The 19,474-nt window shown below is 71.2% G+C and carries 15 protein-coding genes; 2 read left to right on the top strand and 13 right to left on the bottom strand.

Translation table 11 applies throughout. The features are described 5' to 3' along the window. The first annotated feature begins 173 nt into the window (after positions 1 to 173). A complete protein-coding gene (locus Q4V64_RS41610; protein ID WP_303714108.1) occupies positions 174 to 5,483 on the top strand; it encodes an Ig-like domain-containing protein in 5,310 nt (1,769 codons plus the stop codon). Between the two features lie 181 nt (positions 5,484 to 5,664). Here Q4V64_RS41610 and Q4V64_RS41615 read toward each other — a convergent pair whose 3' ends face one another. Next, a complete protein-coding gene (locus tag Q4V64_RS41615; protein ID WP_124438223.1) occupies positions 5,665 to 6,285 on the bottom strand; it encodes a hypothetical protein in 621 nt (206 codons plus the stop codon). Positions 6,286 to 6,290: 5 nt separating this feature from the next. Between Q4V64_RS41615 and gcl the strand changes: the two genes are divergently transcribed. Continuing rightward, a complete protein-coding gene (gene gcl / locus Q4V64_RS41620) occupies positions 6,291 to 8,039 on the top strand; it encodes a glyoxylate carboligase (protein ID WP_124438301.1) in 1,749 nt (582 codons plus the stop codon). Positions 8,040 to 8,107: 68 nt separating this feature from the next. Here the strand turns inward: gcl and Q4V64_RS41625 are convergent, their stop codons facing one another. The 12 genes from Q4V64_RS41625 to Q4V64_RS41680 form a co-directional block, all read right to left on the bottom strand. Next, positions 8,108 to 8,800 (bottom strand): TIGR04222 domain-containing membrane protein, encoded by a 693-nt coding sequence (locus Q4V64_RS41625; RefSeq protein WP_124438222.1) that lies wholly within the window; start codon positions 8,798 to 8,800, stop codon positions 8,108 to 8,110. A gap of 167 nt (positions 8,801 to 8,967) precedes the next feature. Next, complete coding sequence (locus Q4V64_RS41630) at positions 8,968 to 9,225, bottom strand: hypothetical protein (protein WP_124438221.1); 258 nt, start codon at positions 9,223 to 9,225, stop codon at positions 8,968 to 8,970. A gap of 118 nt (positions 9,226 to 9,343) precedes the next feature. After that, on the bottom strand, positions 9,344 to 10,237 hold the full coding sequence (locus tag Q4V64_RS41635; protein ID WP_124438220.1) for a 2-hydroxy-3-oxopropionate reductase: 894 nt from the start codon (positions 10,235 to 10,237) through the stop codon (positions 9,344 to 9,346). Positions 10,238 to 10,261: 24 nt separating this feature from the next. Next, the gene (locus Q4V64_RS41640; protein WP_124438219.1) at positions 10,262 to 11,083 is read right to left on the bottom strand and encodes a TIM barrel protein; all 822 of its coding nucleotides are present in this window, start codon (positions 11,081 to 11,083) and stop codon (positions 10,262 to 10,264) included. Between the two features lie 147 nt (positions 11,084 to 11,230). Next, a complete protein-coding gene (locus Q4V64_RS41645; protein ID WP_124438218.1) occupies positions 11,231 to 11,962 on the bottom strand; it encodes a hypothetical protein in 732 nt (243 codons plus the stop codon). A 28-nt stretch (positions 11,963 to 11,990) separates the two neighbouring features. After that, complete coding sequence (locus Q4V64_RS41650; protein ID WP_253266801.1) at positions 11,991 to 12,470, bottom strand: DotI/IcmL family type IV secretion protein; 480 nt, start codon at positions 12,468 to 12,470, stop codon at positions 11,991 to 11,993. A gap of 5 nt (positions 12,471 to 12,475) precedes the next feature. Continuing rightward, on the bottom strand, positions 12,476 to 13,753 hold the full coding sequence (locus tag Q4V64_RS41655) for an MlaD family protein (protein ID WP_124438217.1): 1,278 nt from the start codon (positions 13,751 to 13,753) through the stop codon (positions 12,476 to 12,478). Then, positions 13,750 to 15,027: an MCE family protein gene (locus Q4V64_RS41660; RefSeq protein WP_124438216.1), complete on the bottom strand. Its 1,278-nt coding sequence runs from the start codon at positions 15,025 to 15,027 to the stop codon at positions 13,750 to 13,752. Before Q4V64_RS41660 ends, Q4V64_RS41655 begins: the two co-directional genes overlap by 4 nt. Then, complete coding sequence (locus Q4V64_RS41665) at positions 15,024 to 16,139, bottom strand: MCE family protein (protein ID WP_172629063.1); 1,116 nt, start codon at positions 16,137 to 16,139, stop codon at positions 15,024 to 15,026. Before Q4V64_RS41665 ends, Q4V64_RS41660 begins: the two co-directional genes overlap by 4 nt. After that, positions 16,136 to 17,203: an MCE family protein gene (locus Q4V64_RS41670; protein WP_253266800.1), complete on the bottom strand. Its 1,068-nt coding sequence runs from the start codon at positions 17,201 to 17,203 to the stop codon at positions 16,136 to 16,138. Before Q4V64_RS41670 ends, Q4V64_RS41665 begins: the two co-directional genes overlap by 4 nt. Continuing rightward, positions 17,200 to 18,237, bottom strand: a complete 1,038-nt coding sequence (locus Q4V64_RS41675) for an MlaD family protein (protein WP_124438215.1) — start codon at positions 18,235 to 18,237, stop codon at positions 17,200 to 17,202. The genes Q4V64_RS41670 and Q4V64_RS41675 overlap by 4 nt, the downstream gene beginning before the upstream one ends. Further along, positions 18,234 to 19,472, bottom strand: coding sequence for an MCE family protein (locus Q4V64_RS41680; RefSeq protein WP_124438214.1), 1,239 nt, complete (start codon positions 19,470 to 19,472; stop codon positions 18,234 to 18,236). Before Q4V64_RS41680 ends, Q4V64_RS41675 begins: the two co-directional genes overlap by 4 nt. Positions 19,473 to 19,474: the final 2 nt, after the last annotated feature.

Here is a 19,474-nt window from a genome sequence, read left to right on the forward strand (position 1 = left end):
CGCGGCGGAACCGGAATGGATCGTACTGGTTGGGACGGGACCGCCTCATCTCCCCGTCCAAGGACGGCGGTCTGTGGTGCCCCAGCATCCGTCGCCGCCGGTAGCGCTCCCCCCGACAGTGGGGGAGGCGAGGCGGCCCCGACCAACCCAGATCCCTTGTGGAGGGCCGATCCATGCCTGGAACCGTAACATTAGTCACCACCTCGCCGAATCCTTCGGTCCCCGGTCAGCCGGTGACGCTGACCGCGACCATCATCCCGCTCGGAGCGGGGACGCCGACGGGGACGGTCACCTTCACCGTCAGCGGCGGGCCGACCGTGACGGTCCCCGTCGTGGGCGGCACCGCGACAGCGACGGTCAACAACCTGTCCACCGGAAACCACTCGGTCACCGCTACCTACAACGGTGACGCCAACTTCACCTCGTCGACGGGTGCCGCCGTCCAGGCGGTCATCAAGGGGGCCACCACGACGACGGTGACCTCCACACCGGATCCGTCGAACTTCGGCCAGACGGTGACGATCACGGCGACGGTGGCGCCGGTCGCGCCGGCGACGGGCACGCCGACGGGCACGGTCACCTTCGTCATCAGCGGGGGGCCGACCCTGACGGCACCGCTGGTGGGGGGAACGGCGACGGTCACCACGAGCACGCTGAGCGTCGGCCCGCACTCGATCACCGCGATCTACGGAGGGGATGTCAACTTCCTGGCGTCGACAGGGTCGGACGTGCACACGGTACGGGACCGAGCAAACACCACGACGACGGTGACCTCCTCGCCGGATCCGTCGGTGACGGGCCAGTCGGTGAGCTTCACCGCCACGGTGGTGCCGGTGGCACCCGCCACGGGCACGCCCACCGGAACGGTGACCTTCACCTTCGGCGACGGGTCGCCGTCGGTGACGGTTCCCATGGCGGGAGGTTCGGCCACGGCCAACCACACCTACACCAGTGCCACCGGCAGCCCGTACACGGTCACCGCGACCTACAGCGGGGACACCAACTTCAAACCGTCCACGGACACCGACACCCACATCGTGCTGCCGGCGACGACGACCACGACGGTCACGTCCACGCCGGATCCGTCGGTGGTGGGGCAGCCGGTGAGCTTCACCGCGACGGTGGCGCCGGTGGCGCCGGGCGCGGGCACGCCGACGGGCACGGTCACCTTCACCTTCGGTGACGGATCGGCGCCGGTGACGGTGCCGCTGGCCGGCGGCACCGCCACGACCACGCACGCCTACACCACCACCACGGGCAGCCCGTTCACGGTGACGGCCACCTACAGCGGCGCCGGGAGCTTCATTGCGTCGTCGGGCACGGACACCCAGACGGTGAACGCGGCCGCGACCAGCACCACCGTGGCCTCTTCGCCGGATCCGTCGGTGGTGGGGCAGCCGGTGACGATCACGGCGACGGTGGCGCCGGTGGCGCCGGGTGCGGGGACGCCGTCGGGGACGGTCACCTTCGACTTCGGCGACGGGTCGCCGACCCAGAGCGCCACCCTGGCGGGCGGCACGGCGACGGTCACCCACACCTACACCTCCACGACCGGCAGTCCGTTCACCATCACCGGCACCTACGCCGGGAACAGCAACTTCGCCGGTTCCTCGGGCACCGACACGCACACCGTCAGCCAGTCGGCCACGACCACGACGGTCACGTCCACGCCGGATCCGTCGGTGGCGGGGCAGGTGGTGACCATCACCACGACGGTGGCAGCGGCCGCCCCGGGGACCGGCACGCCCACCGGGAATGTCACCATCAACTTCGGCGACGGCAGTCCGTCCCAGACGGTGACCCTGGTGAGCGGCGCGGCGACGGTGACGCACACCTACACCACCACGACCGGCAGCCCGTTCACCATCACCGCCTCCTACGGCGGGGACAGCAACTTCACCTCCTCCACCGGCACGGACACCCAGACCGTGCTGCCGGCGGCGACGATCACGACGGTGGCCTCTTCGCCGGATCCGTCGGTGGTGGGGCAGTCGGTGACCTTCACGGCGACGGTGGCGGCGGTGGCGCCGGGTTCGGGCACGCCGACGGGGACGGTCACCTTCGACTTCGGTGACGGCAGCGCGACGGTGACGGTGCCGGTCGCCGGCGGTACCGCGACGGCCACCCACCCGTACACCACCACGACCGGCAGCCCGTTCACCGTCACCGCGGGCTACAGCGGCGACGCCAACTTCCAGGCGGGTACCGGCACGGACACCCAGACCGTGCTGCCGGCGGCGACGACCACGGCGGTGGCCTCCTCGCCGGATCCGTCGGTGGTGGGGCAGTCGGTGACCTTCACGGCGACGGTGGCGGCGGTGGCGCCGGGTTCGGGCACGCCGACGGGGACGGTCACCTTCACCTTCGGTGACGGCAGCCCGTCGGTGACGGTGCCGGTCGCCGGCGGTACCGCGACGGCCACCCACGCCTACGCGTCCACCTCCGGCAGCCCGTACGCGGTGACCGCGGTCTATGGCGGTGACGGCGACTTCACCGGTTCGACCGGCACGGACACCCATGTGGTGAACGCGGCGGCGACGACCACGGCGGTGGCCTCCTCGCCGGATCCGTCGGTGGTGGGGCAGTCGGTGACCTTCACGGCGACGGTGGCGGCGGTGGCGCCGGGTTCGGGCACGCCGACGGGGACGGTCACCTTCACCTTCGGTGACGGCAGCCCGTCGGTGACGGTGCCGGTCGCCGGCGGTACCGCGACGGCCACCCACGCCTACGCGTCCACCTCCGGCAGCCCGTACGCGGTGACCGCGGTCTATGGCGGTGACGGCGACTTCACCGGTTCGACCGGCACGGACACCCATGTGGTGAACGCGGCGGCGACGACCACGGCGGTGGCCTCCTCGCCGGATCCGTCGGTGGTGGGGCAGTCGGTGACCTTCACGGCGACGGTGGCGGCGGTGGCGCCGGGTTCGGGCACGCCGACGGGCACGGTCACCTTCGACTTCGGTGACGGCAGCCCCACCCAGGCCGTGACGGCGACCGGCGGCACCGCGACGGTCACCCACACCTACACCAGCACCTCCGGCAGCCCCTACCCCGTCACCGCCACCTACAGCGGCGACGCCGACTTCACCCCCTCCACCGGCACCGACACCCAGACCGTCCAGGCGGCCCCAACCGCCACCAGCGTCAGCACCGGCCCCGACCCCTCGCTGGTCGGCCAACCTGTCGCCATCACCGTGGAGGTGGACACCCAGGCACCCGGCGCAGGAACACCGACCGGAAACGTGGTCGTCACCTTCGGGGACGGGTCACCCGCACAGACCGTGACACTGGCGGGCGGAACGGCGACGGTCACCCACACCTACACCAGCACCGTGGGCAGCCCCTACACCGTCACCGCCACCTACGCCGGGGACGGTGACTTCAGCGCCTCCACCGGTACCGACACCCAGACCGTGAACCAGGCCGCGACGACCACCACGGTCACGTCGACTCCCGACCCCTCGGTCTTCGGTGAACAGGTGACGATCACCGCCACGGTGACACCCACCGCGCCCGGAGCCGGTACGCCCGGCGGGACGATGTTCTTCGTCATCAGCGGCGGACCGGTCCTCAGCGCTCCCGTCACCGGGGGCACCGCCACCGTCACCACCAACGCCATGACGGTCGGCCCGCACACCATCAACGCCATCTACACCGGCAACAGCAACTTCGGCCCGTCGCTCGGCACCGACACCCACACAGTGAACCAGTCGGCCACGACGACCGTGGTGACGTCGGCGCCCGACCCGTCCCAGGTCGGTGAGCAGGTCACGGCCACGGCGACGGTGACAGCGACCGCTCCGGGCGCGGGGACACCGACGGGCACCGTCACCTTCGACTTCGGCGACGGCTCCCCGCCGGTCGCCGGAGCCGTCGTGGGTGGCGTGGCCACGGCGACGCACACCTACACCACGACGACCGGCAGCCCGTTCACCATCAGCGCGACCTACGGCGGAGACACCAGCTTCGCCGGCTCCTCCGACACCGACCTTCACGCGGTCGGCGCGGCGGACACCACGACCGCGGTGACCTCCTCGCCGGATTCGTCGGTGGTCGGCGAGGACGTGACCTTCACGGCGACGGTGTCCGCGGTCGCTCCGGGTGTGGGTACGCCGTCGGGGACGGTCATCTTCACTTTCGGTGACGGGAGCCCCGTCGCGACGGGCACCCTGGCGGGCGGCGTGGCGACGGTCACGCACGCGTACGCCACCACGGCGGGCAGCCCGTTCCCCATCACCGCGACCTACACCGGGAGCGGCGACTTCAACTCCTCCACCGGTACCGACACCCAGACGGTGACCCAGGCCGCGACCACGACCGCGGTGACCTCCTCGCCGGATTCGTCGGTGGTGGGTGAGTCCGTGACCTTCACGGCGACGGTGTCCGCGGTCGCTCCGGGTGTGGGTACGCCGTCGGGGACGGTCATCTTCACTTTCGGTGACGGGAGCCCCGTCGCGACGGGCACCCTGGCGGGCGGCGTGGCGACGGTCACGCACGCGTACGCCACCACGGCGGGCAGCCCGTTCCCCATCACCGCGACCTACACCGGGGACATCAACTTCACCGGTAGCACGGGCTCGGACACCCAGACGGTGATTCAGGCCGCGACCACGACCGCGGTGACCTCCACGCCCGATCCGTCGGTGGTCGGCGATGAGGTGACGGTGACGGCGACCGTGTCCGCGGTCGCTCCGGGTGCGGGGACGCCGACGGGGAGCGTCACCATCGACTTCGGCGACGGGTCGCCTCCCTTCACCGACACCCTCTCCGGAGGAACAGTGACGATCACGCACACCTACGCGGACACGTCGGGGAGCCCCTACCCCATCAGCGTCGCGTACGGCGGGGACATCAACTTCACCGGTAGCACGGGCTCGGACACCCAGACGGTGATCCAGGCCGCGACCACGGTCGCGGTGGAGTCCTCTTCCGATCCGTCGGTGGTGGGCGAGCCGGTGACCTTCACTGCGACGGTGACCCCTGTCGCGCCGGGTGCGGGAACACCGACGGGGACGGTCGACTTCGCCTTCGGCGACGGGGGGACGATCACCGCGACGGTGGCAGGCGGGGTGGCCACGGCCACGCACGTCTACTCGGACGTGACGGGGAGCCCGCACCAGGTCCTCGCAAGCTACAGTGGGGACACCAACTACGCTGCGGACATCGGAACGTACGACCAGGACGTGAACCAGGCCACGACCACGGCCACGGTGACGTCCGCTCCCGATCCGTCGGCGGTGGACGAAGAGGTGACGGCGACGGCGACGGTGACCCCGGACGCTCCGGGTTCGGGAACGCCGACGGGATCGGTCATCTTCGACTTCGGCGACTCGACGCCGACCGTCACCGAACCCCTCGTCGGAGGAATCGCGGCGACCACCCACACCTACACGGCGGCGGGGAGCCTCACCATCATCGCGACCTACGCCGGGGACACCAACTTCGCCGGGGACACCGCGACGGACGGTCACGTGGTGAGTTAAGGGCCCAGTAGCCCAGCCACAGCAGCCGACCGGCGCCTAGACGGGGAGTGACGCTCGACCGGGAAGACCGGTCGAGCGTCGCCCCAGGGCTTGTCATCAAAAGCGAGGCCCTCGGGCTGGTGAGCGAGACGTCTCAGGTCTCGGCTCGCCGGCCAGGGGGCCTTTGCGCATGGGCCCGGTGTCAGGCACCGGTCGTGTGCAGGGTGTGCGCCGGGTCGTTCACCGGCCGCGGCGTGCTCGTGAGGCCGAGGACGAGCAGCAGGATGCCCAGGGCGTCCGCGCGGGCGCGGGCGTCGTCGGCATACCCGGAGAGGGAGAAGCAGACGCAGTCCACGGACTCCGTCATGGCGGTCAGCCACAGGCACTCCACGTCACGCGGCGATGCCGGGCGCACGGTCGGGTCCACCTGGGCCAGCACGCCGCGGGCGGCGAGGCCGATGCCGGACGGGGGCCGCTGGTCGGCGCGGCGGATGTCCCGGTAGCCGAGCCAACGCAGATACAACGCGACCGTCATAGCCGCGTCCCGGGCGGTACGGATGGCCATGGGCTGGAACGCGTGCCGGGGGGCCGGGCAGACGGCTTCGGGACTCGGGTGGACAAGGGCGGGTGCCCCGCGCACCGGAATCCGCAGCGCCGTACCGCACGGGCAGCCCAGCTCCGGGCGCGGCCACTGGTTCCGGCGGCCGCAGGCGGCGCAGCGCACGGCGACCCACTCCTCGTCCCACACCCGGTGCGTCCCGGTCGTGGCCGCCGCATGCCGGTCCAGCGGCGGGGCGACCGGGGCACCGCACGCACAGGCCAGTTGAGATCCTGAAGCGCGAAGGCGTCCGGGACGCGTTCGGTGTTCCGGGCGCGGCGATCAATCCCTTCTACGCGGCGCTCAAGGCCTCCGGCGGCATCCATCACACCCTCGCCCGGCACGTCGAGGGCGCCTCGCGCATGGCCGAGGGCTACACCCGCACCCACCCCGGCAACATCGGCGTCTGCGTCGGCACCTCCGGCCCGGCCGGCACCGACATGATCACCGGTCTGTACTCCGCCATCGGCGACTCCATCCCGATCCTGTGCATCACGGGCCAGGCACCGACCGGCGTGATCCACAAGGAGGACTTCCAGGCCGTCGACATCGCCTCGATCGCCAGGCCGGTGACCAAGATGGCGGTCACCGTCCTGGAGGCCGCCCAGGTCCCCGGCGTCTTCCAGCAGGCCTTCCACCTCATGCGCTCCGGCCGCCCCGGCCCGGTCCTGATCGACCTGCCGATCGACGTCCAGCTCACCGAGATCGAGTTCGACCCGGAGACCTACGAGCCGCTCCCCGCCTTCAAACCGGCCGCGACCCGCACCCAGATCGAGAAGGCGATCGGCATGCTGAATGCCGCCGAGCGCCCGCTGATCGTGGCCGGCGGCGGAGTCATCAACGCCGACGCCGCCGAACTGCTGTCGCGATTCGCCGAGTTGACCGGCGTCCCGGTCGTCCCCACCCTCATGGGCTGGGGCGTCATCCCCGACGACCACGAGCTGAACGCCGGCATGGTCGGCCTGCAGACCTCGCACCGCTACGGCAACGCGACCTTCCTGGAGTCCGACTTCGTCCTCGGCATCGGCAACCGCTGGGCCAACCGCCACACCGGCAAGCTCGACGTCTACACGGCCGGACGGAAGTTCGTGCACGTCGACATCGAGCCCACTCAGATCGGCCGGATCTTCGCCCCCGACCACGGCATCGCCTCCGACGCCAAGGCCGCGCTCGAGCTCTTCGTCGAGGTGGCACGGGAGATGAAGGCGGCAGGCCGGTTGCCCGACCGCTCCGGCTGGGCCGCCGCCGCGCAGGAGAGGAAGGCCACGCTCCAGCGCCGTACGCACTTCGACGACATCCCGATCAAGCCGCAGCGTGTCTACGAGGAGATGAACAAGGCCTTCGGTCCCGAGACCCGGTACGTCTCCACCATCGGCCTCTCGCAGATCGCCGGCGCGCAGATGCTGCACGTCCACCGGCCGCGGCACTGGATCAACTGCGGCCAGGCGGGGCCGCTCGGATGGACCGTCCCGGCCGCGCTGGGCGTCGCGAAGGCGGACCCGGAGGCCTGCGTCATCGCGCTCTCCGGCGACTACGACTTCCAGTTCATGATCGAGGAGTTGGCCGTCGGGGCGCAGCACAAGATCCCGTACGTCCATGTCCTGCTCAACAACGCCTACCTGGGCCTGATCCGGCAGGCGCAGCGGGCGTTCGACATCGACTTCCAGGTCAAGCTGGAGTTCGAGAACATCAACTCGCCCGAGCTGGGCGTCTACGGCGTCGACCACGTCAAGGTCGCCGAGGGCCTCGGCTGCAAGGCGATCCGGGTGACCGACCCGAACGAGCTGGGCGCCGCCTTCGAGCAGGCGAAGAAGCTCGCCGCCGAGCACCGGGTGCCGGTCGTGGTCGAGGCGATCCTGGAGCGCGTCACCAACATCTCCATGTCGACGACCAATGACATCGGCAATGTGGTGGAGTTCGAGGAGATCGCGACCGAGCCCGGGCATGCGCCGACCTCGATCAGGAGCCTGAAGGTCTGACACCCGCAACCTCGGATGTGAGGGGCGGCCCACCCGCGGATGGGCCGCCCCTCTCCGTAGGCAGACGCTCAGTCCGAGCCGCCGCCGCCCCCGCCGCCACCTCCGTAGTCGCCTCCGCCGCCGTACCCGTATCCGTGGCCTCCGCCGGATCCGCCGTCGCCGTCCGCGGCCGTGCCTTCGTCGCCGCTGATCCACCCGCCGATGCCGCTGCCCCGGCCGAACGGGAAGAGTCCCTCGTCGGCCAGTGCGTCCCGGCCGATGAGCCCGGAGTCACGGGTGAAGAGCGGCAGGAGAGCGGTCAGGGCCTGGTCGCCGTAGAGCGCGACGGCGAGCAGTACGGTCTCCTCCGCCAGCCCCTCCGGGCCGTCGGGGAGCGGATGCCGCTCCCGAAGGGCCGCCAGGTGACGGCGGGCGGCGCGGGTCGGGCCCGGCATCACGGACCGCAGCAGTCCGGCCGCCGCGAGGCCGGCCCGCATGCGCGCCAGCGCCCGGCGTACGACGGCCCGGCTGAGCAACTCCCGGATGCCCGCGGGCCGGTACAGGCCGACGCGTACCGCCTTCTCCAAGGGGTGGCGGTGGGGCGGCGCGTCCCCCGTGGCCGACGACGCCGCCCCCGTCTTGCGCAGTGTGCCTGGTCGGCCGGCTTCGACGGCGCCCCGCAGGTGCAGGGCGACGACGGCGACCGTGACGGCGGCGCGCGGACCGCCCCGCAGCAGCGCGACCTCGTAAGGCTCCAGCCCGACCGTCGTATCGCTGTCCATGACACCCCCCGTTGCATGGGGCCCGCCGCCCCCGTGCCGGCGGGCCCCACGTGACGAGGATGTGCCCTCCACCGGGGGCGGTTGAAGCCTTTCGACGCCGGTTCAGAGGTTGATTTGAGGGTTCCGTAGACGGCGTACGACCGGTGGCGTACGTGGCGTACGCGGGCTCACGGCTCGTGATGCTCCGACAGTCCCGGCCAGTCGTCGGGGCCGCCGCCCTGCCATTCGATGAGGTCGCTCTGCTCGACGTCGGTCACGTACAGGTCGGCCAGCCGCAGGATCTCGCTGACGTCGTCGACGTGCGAGGCGACCCCCAGGGTCTCGTCGCCCGAGGTGACCCGCCGGGAACCGTCCAGGGCCGGGGCGTGGACCACGATGTGCGGCCGTTCCATCGGCGGATGTGCTGGATGCGCTGGATGTGCCATGCCTTCAGACTCCTGCGGGCGCGGCCGTTCCGCATGCCGGGAAACCCGGTGGGTTCCGGGCGATGCCCCCGCCTGGGCGCGACAGGACAGATGTCGGCGGCGGCACCGCCCGGAAGTCTCAGAGCCGGGCGCCCGACAGGCGCTCCACCGCCCGCAGCAGCGCCGAGTGGTCCAGGCCGCCGTCCCCCTGCGCCCGCAGGCTCGCGACCAGCTGGGCGACCACGGCACCGACGGGCAGGGCCGCGCCGACGTCGCGGGCGGCGTCCGTGACGATGCCCATGTCCTTGTGGTGCAGGTCGATACGGAAGCCCGGCCTGAAGTCGCGGCCGAGGAAGTTGTCCTTCTTGCGGGTCAGCACGGTCGAGCCCGCGAGCCCGCCGCCCAGCACGTCCAGCGCCGCCTTCAGATCCACGCCGGACTTCTCCAGGAAGACGACGGCCTCCGCGCACGCCTGGATGTTCACGGCGACGATCAGCTGGTTGGCGGCCTTCACGGTCTGTCCCGAGCCGTGCGGGCCGCACAGCACGATGGTCCTGCCGAGCGCCTCGAAGATCGGCCTCGCCCGGTCGAAGTCGGCCTGCTCGCCGCCGGCCATGATGGACAGCACGGCCTCGACGGCACCGGCCTCACCGCCGGACACGGGCGCGTCGAGCACCCGGATGCCCTTGTCCTTCGCCGCGTTCGCGAGGTCGACCGAGGTCTGCGGGGTGATGGAGGACATGTCGATCAGCAGGGCGCCGGACCTGGCGTTCTCCAGGATGCCGTGCGGGCCGTACGCGATGGCCTCGACCTGCGGCGACGCGGGCACCATCGTGATGATCACGTCGGCGTCGCGGACGGCCTCGGCGATCGAACCGGCCGCGGTGCCGCCGGCGGCGGACAGGCGGTCCAGCTTCTCCTGCTCCAGGGTGAAGCCGGTGACGTCGTAACCCGCCTTGATCAGGTTCTCGGACATGGGGGAGCCCATGATGCCGAGGCCGATCCATGCGATCTTGGGAAGTGGCTTGCTCATCGGGGTGCCTCTCAGTCCGGGAGATCAGCGGGTCAGCCAGTCGAAGGCCTCGGCGCTCGGTCGGTCGCCCGGCTTGTACTCCAGGCCGACCCAGCCGTCGTAACCGGCCTTGCCGAGCCGGCCGAGCAGGTCCTCCAGGGGGAGCGAGCCCGTGCCCGGCGCGCCACGACCCGGGTTGTCGGCGATCTGCACATGGCCGGTCTTCGACGCGTACCGCTCGATCACCGACGGCAGGTCCTCGCCGTTCATCGACAGGTGGTACAGGTCCATCAGGAACCTCGCGTTGCCGAGCCCGGTCGCGTCGTTGACCTTGTCGACGATCGCCACGGCGGCGGGCGCGCTCACCAGCGGGTACAGCGGCGACTCGGGCCGGTTCAGGGCCTTGATCAGCAGGATCGCGCCGATCCGGTCGGCGGTCCGGGCCGCGACTACCAGGTTCTCCAGCGCCAGCGCGTCCTGCTCGGCCGGGTCCACGCCCTCGACGCGGTTGCCGTACAGCGCGTTGAGGGCCGTGCAGCCGAGCGCCTCGGCGAAGCCGGCGGTCACGTCGATGTTGGCGCGGAACCGCTCCGACTCCTCGCCCGGGATCGACAGGGCGCCGCGGTCCGGGCCCGGCAGCCGGCCCGCGTAGAAGTTCAGGCCCGTGAGCTGGACGCCCGCGCTTTCGATCGCCCGCTTCAGGGCGTCGAGCTCGGACCGCTCGGGGGTGGGGGAGTCGGTCCAGGGCCACCACAGCTCGACCGCGGTGAAGCCGGCCGCGGCGGCGGCCGCGGGGCGCTCCAGGAGCGGGAGTTCGGTGAAGAGGATCGACAGGTTGACGTTGAAGCGCTGGTCTGCGAATCCCACCGGAACCTCTTTCCGTATCTCTTTCCGTATTGCGGAAGTTAATTTCTGTGTAATGGAAAGGCTGCCCAGGGGTGGAGATGACTGTCAAGAGCCCACACGAAAAAGTGCCCCCGCGCGATCTGCGCGGGGGCACGTCCGGAAGGCCGCTCAGAGCGCGTCCACGGCGCTCACCTTCCAGCCGCCGGAGGTACGCGTGAGCGTCATCCGCACTCGGTTCAGATCCACCCGGGATCCCGACACCTGGGTGCTCTCGGTGACCTGATTGACGAACATGAGCACGACGACCCTGTCCGGTCCGGCCGACACCACGGAGGGAGCCGCCACCGTCGCCTTCACCACGCCGTGGTACTTGCGGGCCGTCGGCCCGACCACCGTGCTCGTCGTCTTCCGGTACTCGTCGCGGAACTTTCCGGTCAGGTGGGTGCGGGCCCGGGCGAAGTCACGGTCCAGATGCCGGTAGTCGTACGACAGCACGACCGGGGCCGCCTTCCGTGCGGCCGCGACAGCCTCCGCCCTCGCGGCGTCCGCCCGCCGGGCTTCCTGGTACCGCCACCCGAGCACGGCGACCGCGACCAGCCCCGCGACCAGCAGGACGCCCAGGACCGCGGTGAGCGGCCACCGCCGACGGGGCGCACCCCGTTTCTCCGGCGCCGCCTCCTCCTCGAACGACCCCGGTGACGGTTCGGGCGGGTCGTCCCAGCCGTCCTTGGGGGCCTCGACGAGCACGGTGCGTCCTGCGAGGGACTCCTCGTCGTCGGTCGCCGGGCCCGGCTCCCGGTGGCCGCGCTCCGCGCGTTTGGCGGCCGCGCGGGCGGCCGCGGTCATGGTGCGCCGGTTGCCGGAGGCGGGGCCGCGCCCTCGGGTGGTCGTCTTCGCCATGGTCGTGCTCCTCACGCGTGGGTGGCGGTCAGCCGACGAACTCGACGTCGGAGGTCAGCCAGCGGCCGTCCCGGTGCACCAGGTCGAGGCGCAGCCGGTAGGTGCGCGCCTCACCGTCGGGCACGGCGGTGTTCGTCACCTTGCTGTCGGCCACCACCAGGACGCGGGCCGAGTCCTCGTCGGACCGGACGATGCCCGCCTCCAGGACCTGGCCCTCGGACACGGACCTGTTCTCGGTGACGAGCCTGGTCAGTTGCTCGGTCTGGGCGGCGAACTGCTTCTTGAAGTCGCCGGTGGCCTCCTTGAGCACGTTCGCGCTGTCCCGGCGGTAGTGCCGGTAGTCGAGCGAGGTGAAGTTCAGCGCCGACCGGCGGGCCGCGGCGAGGACGTCCTGGCGCCGCTGCTCCGCCACGCGCTGTTCGCGGAGGCCGAGGCTCAGCCAGATGGCCAGCGCGGTGGTGAGGACGCTCGCCACGACGAGCCCGGCCGTCACCGCCCTGGGTCGCATCAGCCTCATGCCATGGGGCCAACGAGCAGCCATTGCCACGACTCCTTTCCGAACACGGCCTGTTGGCCGCCCGCCGAGCCGATCTCGACGTACCTTCCGTCCGGGCCGGTGGTGGTGCCGGTCTCCGGGTCGTACGGCGTGACGTACGCCGTCCGGTTCGCGCCGCCGGAAGCGGCGGCAGCGCCGGGGGCGTTCTGCGCGCCCCGCACCGACGACTCGCTGCCGCGCGGGAGCGTGCAGCGCGCGTCGGTGTTCGCCTCGCGTGTGCTGGTGTCGGAGGGGTCGCGGCGAGTCGTGCCGTACCCCTGGGTGCAGGCGGGCGGGTCGTCGGCGTTCACCACCAGGCCGAAGTGGGTGGTGCCGTCGCCCGGGACGACGGTGTAGCTGCCCGCGACCATCACCGGGAAGGTGACCAGGGCCTGCTCCACCCCGGGCAGCCGCGCCACCATGACCTGGCCGCCGCTGATCAGATTGGCCAGGAGCACCGACAGACGCGGCGATACGGACCTCAGGAGGGAATTGACCTCCTGAGCGGCCGGCCTCGCGTTGCCGATCAGCTTGCGCAGGTCACCGTCGCTCGCCTTCAACTGGGCGGTGAGCGCCGCCAGATCACGCGCGAACGCCTTGATGGACGAGCCCTGGTCGGCCTGCGTCTTGAGGACCTTCCGGGAGTCCTCGATCAGCGAGATCGTCTCCGGGAGCGCTTCCGACGCCGACTCCACGAGTGAGTTGCCCGAGTTCACCAGGCGGCTCAGGTTCGGTCCGGTGCCGGAGAAGGCCTTGTCCAACTCGTCGACGGTGACCCGCAGATCGTCCTTGCCGACCGAGTTCACCAGCCGGTCCAGACTGAGGACGAGGTCCGTGGCCGGCAGCGGCACGCGCGTGCCGGTGCGCGGGATCGTGCTGCCGTCGAGGAGATACGGGCCGTGGGAGGTACGCGGCTGCAGGTCGACGTACTGCTCGCCGACCGCCGAACGGTTCGCCACGACCGCGAGGGTGTCCGCCGGGATGCGCGGCGCCCCGTCGTCGATGTCGAGCGCGACGGACACCCCGTCGGGCCCTGTCAGCCGCAGCGCGCCGACCCGGCCCACCGGCACCCCGCGGTAGGTGACCTCGGCTCCCGGGAAGATCCCCCCGGAGTCGGCGAAGTCCGCCCGCACGGTGTAACCGCGGTCCAGGACCTCGTCCACCAGGCCGGTGTACTCGGCGCCGACGTACGACACCCCGACGGCGGTGAGGGTGGCGAAGGCGAGCAACTGGGCCTTGACCGTACGTGTGATCACGGCTGAACCCCCTTCAGCATCAGCTCGGCGAGCTCCAGGTCGATCCCCTCGGGCAGGCCGCCCGAGGACGTGTAGCCGCTCGTGCACACCGGCGGGCACAGCAGGCGGCCGCCGTCGGACGGGGCCGACGGGGACGGCACGCTCGGTGCGCTCGGCAGCGCGGTCGGCGTCGGGACGCCCGGCACGTCCGGGAGATCGGGTACGTCCGGCAGGTCGGGGGTCTCGGGAAGCCCGGGGCCCTGGGGGTCCCCGTCACCGCCACGGCCGGGCTCGTCCGTCAGGTTGCCGTAGAGACCCGCCAGATCGAGGTCCGCGGTGATGTGCAGGTTGACGTAGTCGCCCTTGATGGCGTCCACCGCGTTGCGCGGGAACGGGTAAGTGGTCAGTATCTCGAGGGAGTTGGGCAGGTCGGCGCCCGCCTTGTTCAGCTGTCGCAGGATCGGCCGCAGCTGCCTGAGGCCCGCGACCGTGTCCTCGCGCGAGGCCTTGACCACCTTGGTGCCGGTCTTGCCGAGCTCGGACAGGGCGGTGAGCATTCTCGTCAGGTCGCGGCGCTGGTCGGCGAGGACCTTCAGGGCGGGCGGCATCGCGTCGACGGCCTCGGCGATCGTCGTCTTCTCCTTCCCGAGCCGCTTGGCCAGCCGGTCCACGGCCTGCAACGCGCGGACGATGTCCGCGCGCTGGTCGTCCAAGCCGCCCATGAAGGTGTCCAGCTCCTTGAGCAGGGACTTCACCCGGCTCTCCCGGCCCTCCAGCGCCTTGTTCAGCTCCACGGTGATCGTCTTGAGCTGGGCCACTCCGCCGCCGTTGAGCAGCGCGGACAGCGCGGACAACACCTCCTCGATCTCCGGGTTGCGGCCGCTGCGGGACAACGGGACGCGGTCGCCGTCGCCGAGCCGGCCCACGGGCGCGGTCCGAGCCGGCGCGGAGAGCGCGACGTACTTCTCGCCGAGCATGCTGGTCTGCCGCAGCTCGGCGACCGCGTTGGCGGGCAGCTTCACCGAGTCGGCGACCCGCAGCCGCACGCGCGCGTGCCAGCCGTCCAGCTCGACCTTCTCCACCGCGCCCACGGTGACGTTGTTGACCTTCACCGCCGACTGCGGCACCAGGTCCAGGACGTCCCGGAACTCGACGGTGACGTGGTACGCGTGCCCGTCGGCCGCCGCGCCGCCGGGCAGCTGGACGTCGTACCAGCCGTTGAACTCGCAGCCGGACAGCAGCAGCGAGCCGACGGCCGCCCAGGCGGCCGCCCCGCCCTTGCGCCGTACGCTCATGCGCTCGCCCCCAGGATTCCGCCGAGCGTCCGGTCGACCGTGCCGGTGACCGCCGGGCCCCGCGGCACCTTGGGCAGGGAGTCGAACAGGTCCCTCAACTCCGCGCAGTCGGTCTCGTCCCCGGTGGTTCTCAGCACGGAGCACAGCAGTGAAGCCGGATCCTGGGGCTGGTTCGGATTGTTGCGGGTGTCGAGGGTGCCCGCGGAAGGGTTGTAGGCGTTGTTGAGGTTCGACATGCCCGTGGGCGCGACCTCCAACAGCTCCTCCAGCGCCGCCCGTTGTGTGACGAGCACCTTGGTCACCTTGCTCAGGCCCGCCACGTTCGACGTCAGCGACTTCTTGTTCTTCTTCACGAAGCCGGACACGTCGCCGAGCGCCGTGCCGAGGTGTTTCAACGCGGCCGCCAGGTCCTCGCGCTCGCCCGTCAGTTGCTCGGCGACCGTCGCGAGGCTGCTGTTGAAGGACCGCACGCTCTTGTCGTCGGCCGCCAGCGCCGCCGTGAACACCTGGAGGTTGCGGACCGTGCCGAACAGGTCCGTGCGGCCGTCGGAGAGCGTCGTGATCGCCTCCGAGAGGTCCTCGACCGTCCGATGGAGGTTCTTGCCCTGGCCGTCGAGGTTGTCGGCGCTCACCCCCAGCAGCCGCGACAAGGAGCCGTCCTTGTTCGCACCCTCCGGGCCGAGCGCGTCGGCAGTGCTGTGCAGGCTGTCGAAGACGCGGTCCAACTCGACCGGTACGGCTGTGCGCGACTCGGGGATCTCGTCCCCCGTCCGCAGCACCGGACCGCTCCGGTACACCGGCAGCAGCTGCAGGTAACGGTCGCTGACCACCGAGGAGTTGATGATCGCGGCCTGTGCGTCCGCCGGAACCTCGCGGCCCGCGTCGTACTCCAGGTCGACCCGCACCCGGTCGCCCTCCGGCGTGATCTTCCTGACCTCGCCGATCCGGACTCCGAGCACGCGGACGTCCGAGCCGGGGTAGATGCCGACCGTGCGCGGGAAGTATGCCGTGACACGGACCGGCTCGGGGCGCGGCCACAGGACGTAGGTGAGCGCGGCGACCAGGGTGAGGGCGGTCAGTAGGGCCAGGCGCTTCTTCCAACGGTTGCTCACTGCGCGCCTCCCGTTCGCGGCACCACCGGGGCGGCGACCAGGTTCTGGACGTAGGAGTCGAACCAGCGGCCGTTGCCGAGGGTGTTGGTGAAGACCCGCACGTAGGGGGCCAGGAGCTTGATGCTCCGGTCCAGGCTGGATTGGTTCCGTTCGAGCATCTCCACCACGCGGTTGAGGCCCCTGAGCGCGGGCCCGATCTCCTTCTCGTTGTCCTGGACCAGGCCGGAGAGCTGGACGCCGAGCGCGGCGGAGCTCTTCAGCAGCTTGTGGATCGCCGTACGCCGCTTGCTGATCTCCTTGAACAGCGTGTCGCCGTCCTTGACCAGGGCGGTGAAGTCGCTCGACCGGTCGGCGAGTACGCCCGTGACGCCGTTCGCGTGGTCGAGGAGCTCCCTGAGGGCCTTGTCGCGGGAGGCCACCGTCCGAGAGATCCGCGACAGGCCCTTGAGGGACGCCCGTACCTCGGAGGGGGAGTCCTCGAAGGTCGTGGAGATGGTGTCCAGGGCCTGCGCCAGCCGGTCGGTGTCGACCTCCTCCGTCGTGGTCGTGAGATCGCTGAACGCCTGTACGACGTCGTACGCGGAGACGGTCCGCTTCAGCGGGATCTCGCTGCCCGGCTTCAACTGCCCGGTCCCCTTCGGGTGGAGGGCCAGGTACTTCGCGCCGAGGATCGTCTTGACCCGGATCGAAGCGCCGGTCGCGGTGCCGAACCCCGGCTCGCCCTTGATCTTGAAGGTGACCTTGACGTGGTCGTCGTCCAGGTCGACCTCCTGGACCTTGCCGACCTTGACCCCGGCGATCCGCACCTCGTCGCCCGGCTTGAGACCGCCCGCCTCCGCGAAGGCCGCGCTGTACGTCTCGCCGTCGCCGATCACCGGCAGCCGGTCGGCGTTGAACGCGGCCACCGCCAGCAGCGCTAGGACGGTGAGGCCGACCGCGCCGATGACGACTGGGTTGCGCTCCCGGAAGGGGCCGAGGCGCGGGCGGCGGATGCGGGGGAGCCGTATGCGGGGCGGCTCGACGCGCACCTTGAACAGCGGCTCCGGGCGGTGTTTGCGGCTCATGCCCCGCACCTCGCCCTCGCCACGTGCATCTCGGGCGTGAGTACCTGCTTCGTCTTCGGCAGCACGATCCGGCCGTCGAAGTCGCACAGGTAGAAGTTGAACCACGAGCCGTAGGACGCCGTCCCCGTCAGCTCGCCCAGCTTGTTCGGCAGCCGCTGCAGCACGCCTTCCACGGTCTCCTCGTTGTCGTTCAGCGTCCCGGTGAGCTCGGTCAGCTCCGCGATGTCGTCCTTGAGCGGTGGACGCGCGTCCTTCAGCAGGCCCGAGGTGGCCTCCGCCAGGTCACCGATGCTCACCAGCGACTCCCCGATGGGCCCCCGGTCGGCGGACAGGCCCGAGATGACCCGGCGCAGCTGCTTGAGCAGCCCGGAGAAGCGGGCGCCGCGCTTGTCGAGCGTGCCCAGCACGGTGTTGAGGTTGTCGATCACCGAGCCGATCAGCTTGTCGCGGCCGGCCAGCGTCGTGGTGAGCGACGCCGTGTGCGCCAGCAGGCTGTTGATGGTGCCGCCCTCGCCCTGGAGGGTCTTGATGATCTCGGTGGCCAGCTGGTTGACGTCCTTCGGGCTGAGCGCGGCGAACAGCGGCTTGAAACCGTTCAGCAGGGCGTTCAGGTCGAGGGCCGGCTGGGTGCGGGAGAGCGGGATCGTCGCGCCCGGGCGCAGCCGGGTGCCGTCGCCCGCGCCCTCGGTCAGCGCCACGTACCGCTGCCCGACCAGGTTGCGGTAGCGGATGACCGCGCCCGTGCCGGAGAGCAGCGGTCGCTCCGCGCTGACCGTGAAGGTGACCTCCGCCAGTGTCCGGTCCTTGATCCGGATGCCCTCGACCTCGCCGACCCGCACCCCGGCCACCCGGATGTCGTCGCCCTCCTCCAGGCCGGTGACGTCGCTGAACACCGCGTGGTACGAGCGTTCGGAAGTGAAGGAGACGTTGACGATGGTGGCGGCGAGCAGGGCCGTGGCGAGAGTCGTCACCAGGGCGAAGAGGCTGAACTTGATGAGCGGGGCGGCGGTCTGCCGGGCTCCTGCGGTGCTCATGCGACGCTCACCGCCGTCCCGCGTGCCAGCGGCCCGAACAGCAGCGTCGCGACCGGCGGCACCTCGTCGGCGGGCACGCCCAGGACGGGCGCCACGAGCGAGCCGACGGCGCGCTGCTCGGCCCGGGTGGCGGAGACGCCCGGCGGACCGGAGGACGAACTCCCCGGCTTCGAACCGTCGTCGAGGTGGGCCCCGGGCGCCGGCACCGGCGGATGCGGCAGATCACGGCAGTCCGGCCCCGACCGCTCGCCGTAACGCGGCTCCTCACCCGGCTCGTACGCCCCCTGCTGCCGTACGACCTCCAGCGTGATGTGCATCTTGCCGCCCCGGAACGCCTCCTCGGACGCCTTCTCCTGCCGGACCAGGCCGGCCAGCAGGCAGGGGTACTCGGGGGAGTAGCGGGCGAACAGCTCCAGCGTGGGCCGTGAGACCCGGCCGAGGGTGATCAGCCGGTCGCCGTTGGCGTCGAGGAAGTCCTCGGCGGTGCCCGCGACGGTGGCCGTGGTCTTCAGCGCCGCGGCCAGCCGGTCCTTCTGCTCGACGATCGTGCGGCTGGTGGTGACGGTGTTGCGCAGGATCTCCATCAGGTCGGGCGCGGCGTCGCCGTAGACCTCGGCGACGTCGGCGAAGCGTGCGATGTCCTCCGTCAGGGACGGCAGGTGCGGATTGAGGCGGCGCAGGTAGGCCTCCACGCGCGTGAGGTTGTCGCCGATCCGGTCGCCGCGCCCTTCGAGAGCGGTGGCGAACGCGGAGAGCGTGGCGTTGAGCTTGCCGGGCTGGACGGTCCGCAGCAGCGGCAGCAGGTCGTCCATCAGCTGCTGGAGCTCGATGCCGACGCGGGTGCGGTCCTGGGTGATGACGTCCCCGGCGCGGATGGGCCGGGCGGAGGAGCGCGCGGGCGCGACCAGGTCGACGTACTTCTCGCCGAAGAGCGTCTTGGGCAGCAGCCGCGCGTGCGCGTCGGACGGGATGTGGGCTACGTGCTCAGGCTTGAGGGCGATATCCAGGGTCGCCTTCGTCCCGTCGGCGTGTACCTCGCGCACCTCGCCGACCAGCAGCCCGCGCAGCTTGACGTCGGCGCGTGGATCGAGCTGGTTGCCGAGGCTGTCGGCCTCCAGCGTGATCCGCACGACCGGCGTGAACACCTGCCGGTAGACGGCGACGGACAGGGACAGCAGCAGTGTGAGCACGACGAGGAACACCACGCCGTACAACCGCAGTCTCAGCACCCTCATAC

The organism is Streptomyces sp. NL15-2K (assembly GCF_030551255.1).
Lineage (GTDB): Bacteria > Actinomycetota > Actinomycetes > Streptomycetales > Streptomycetaceae > Streptomyces.

Excerpts from the sequence above, each read along its gene's own strand:
- Q4V64_RS41610 (WP_303714108.1), top strand. The coding sequence starts at position 174 with ATGCCTGGAACCGTAACATTAGTCACCACCTCGCCGAATCCTTCGGTC.
- Q4V64_RS41625 (WP_124438222.1), bottom strand. The coding sequence starts at position 8,800 with ATGGACAGCGATACGACGGTCGGGCTGGAGCCTTACGAGGTCGCGCTG.
- Q4V64_RS41630 (WP_124438221.1), bottom strand. The coding sequence starts at position 9,225 with ATGGCACATCCAGCGCATCCAGCACATCCGCCGATGGAACGGCCGCAC.
- Q4V64_RS41635 (WP_124438220.1), bottom strand. The coding sequence starts at position 10,237 with ATGAGCAAGCCACTTCCCAAGATCGCATGGATCGGCCTCGGCATCATG.
- Q4V64_RS41645 (WP_124438218.1), bottom strand. The coding sequence starts at position 11,962 with ATGGCGAAGACGACCACCCGAGGGCGCGGCCCCGCCTCCGGCAACCGG.
- Q4V64_RS41650 (WP_253266801.1), bottom strand. The coding sequence starts at position 12,470 with ATGCGACCCAGGGCGGTGACGGCCGGGCTCGTCGTGGCGAGCGTCCTC.
- Q4V64_RS41660 (WP_124438216.1), bottom strand. The coding sequence starts at position 15,027 with ATGAGCGTACGGCGCAAGGGCGGGGCGGCCGCCTGGGCGGCCGTCGGC.
- Q4V64_RS41670 (WP_253266800.1), bottom strand. The coding sequence starts at position 17,203 with ATGAGCCGCAAACACCGCCCGGAGCCGCTGTTCAAGGTGCGCGTCGAG.
- Q4V64_RS41675 (WP_124438215.1), bottom strand. The coding sequence starts at position 18,237 with ATGAGCACCGCAGGAGCCCGGCAGACCGCCGCCCCGCTCATCAAGTTC.
- Q4V64_RS41680 (WP_124438214.1), bottom strand. The coding sequence starts at position 19,472 with ATGAGGGTGCTGAGACTGCGGTTGTACGGCGTGGTGTTCCTCGTCGTG.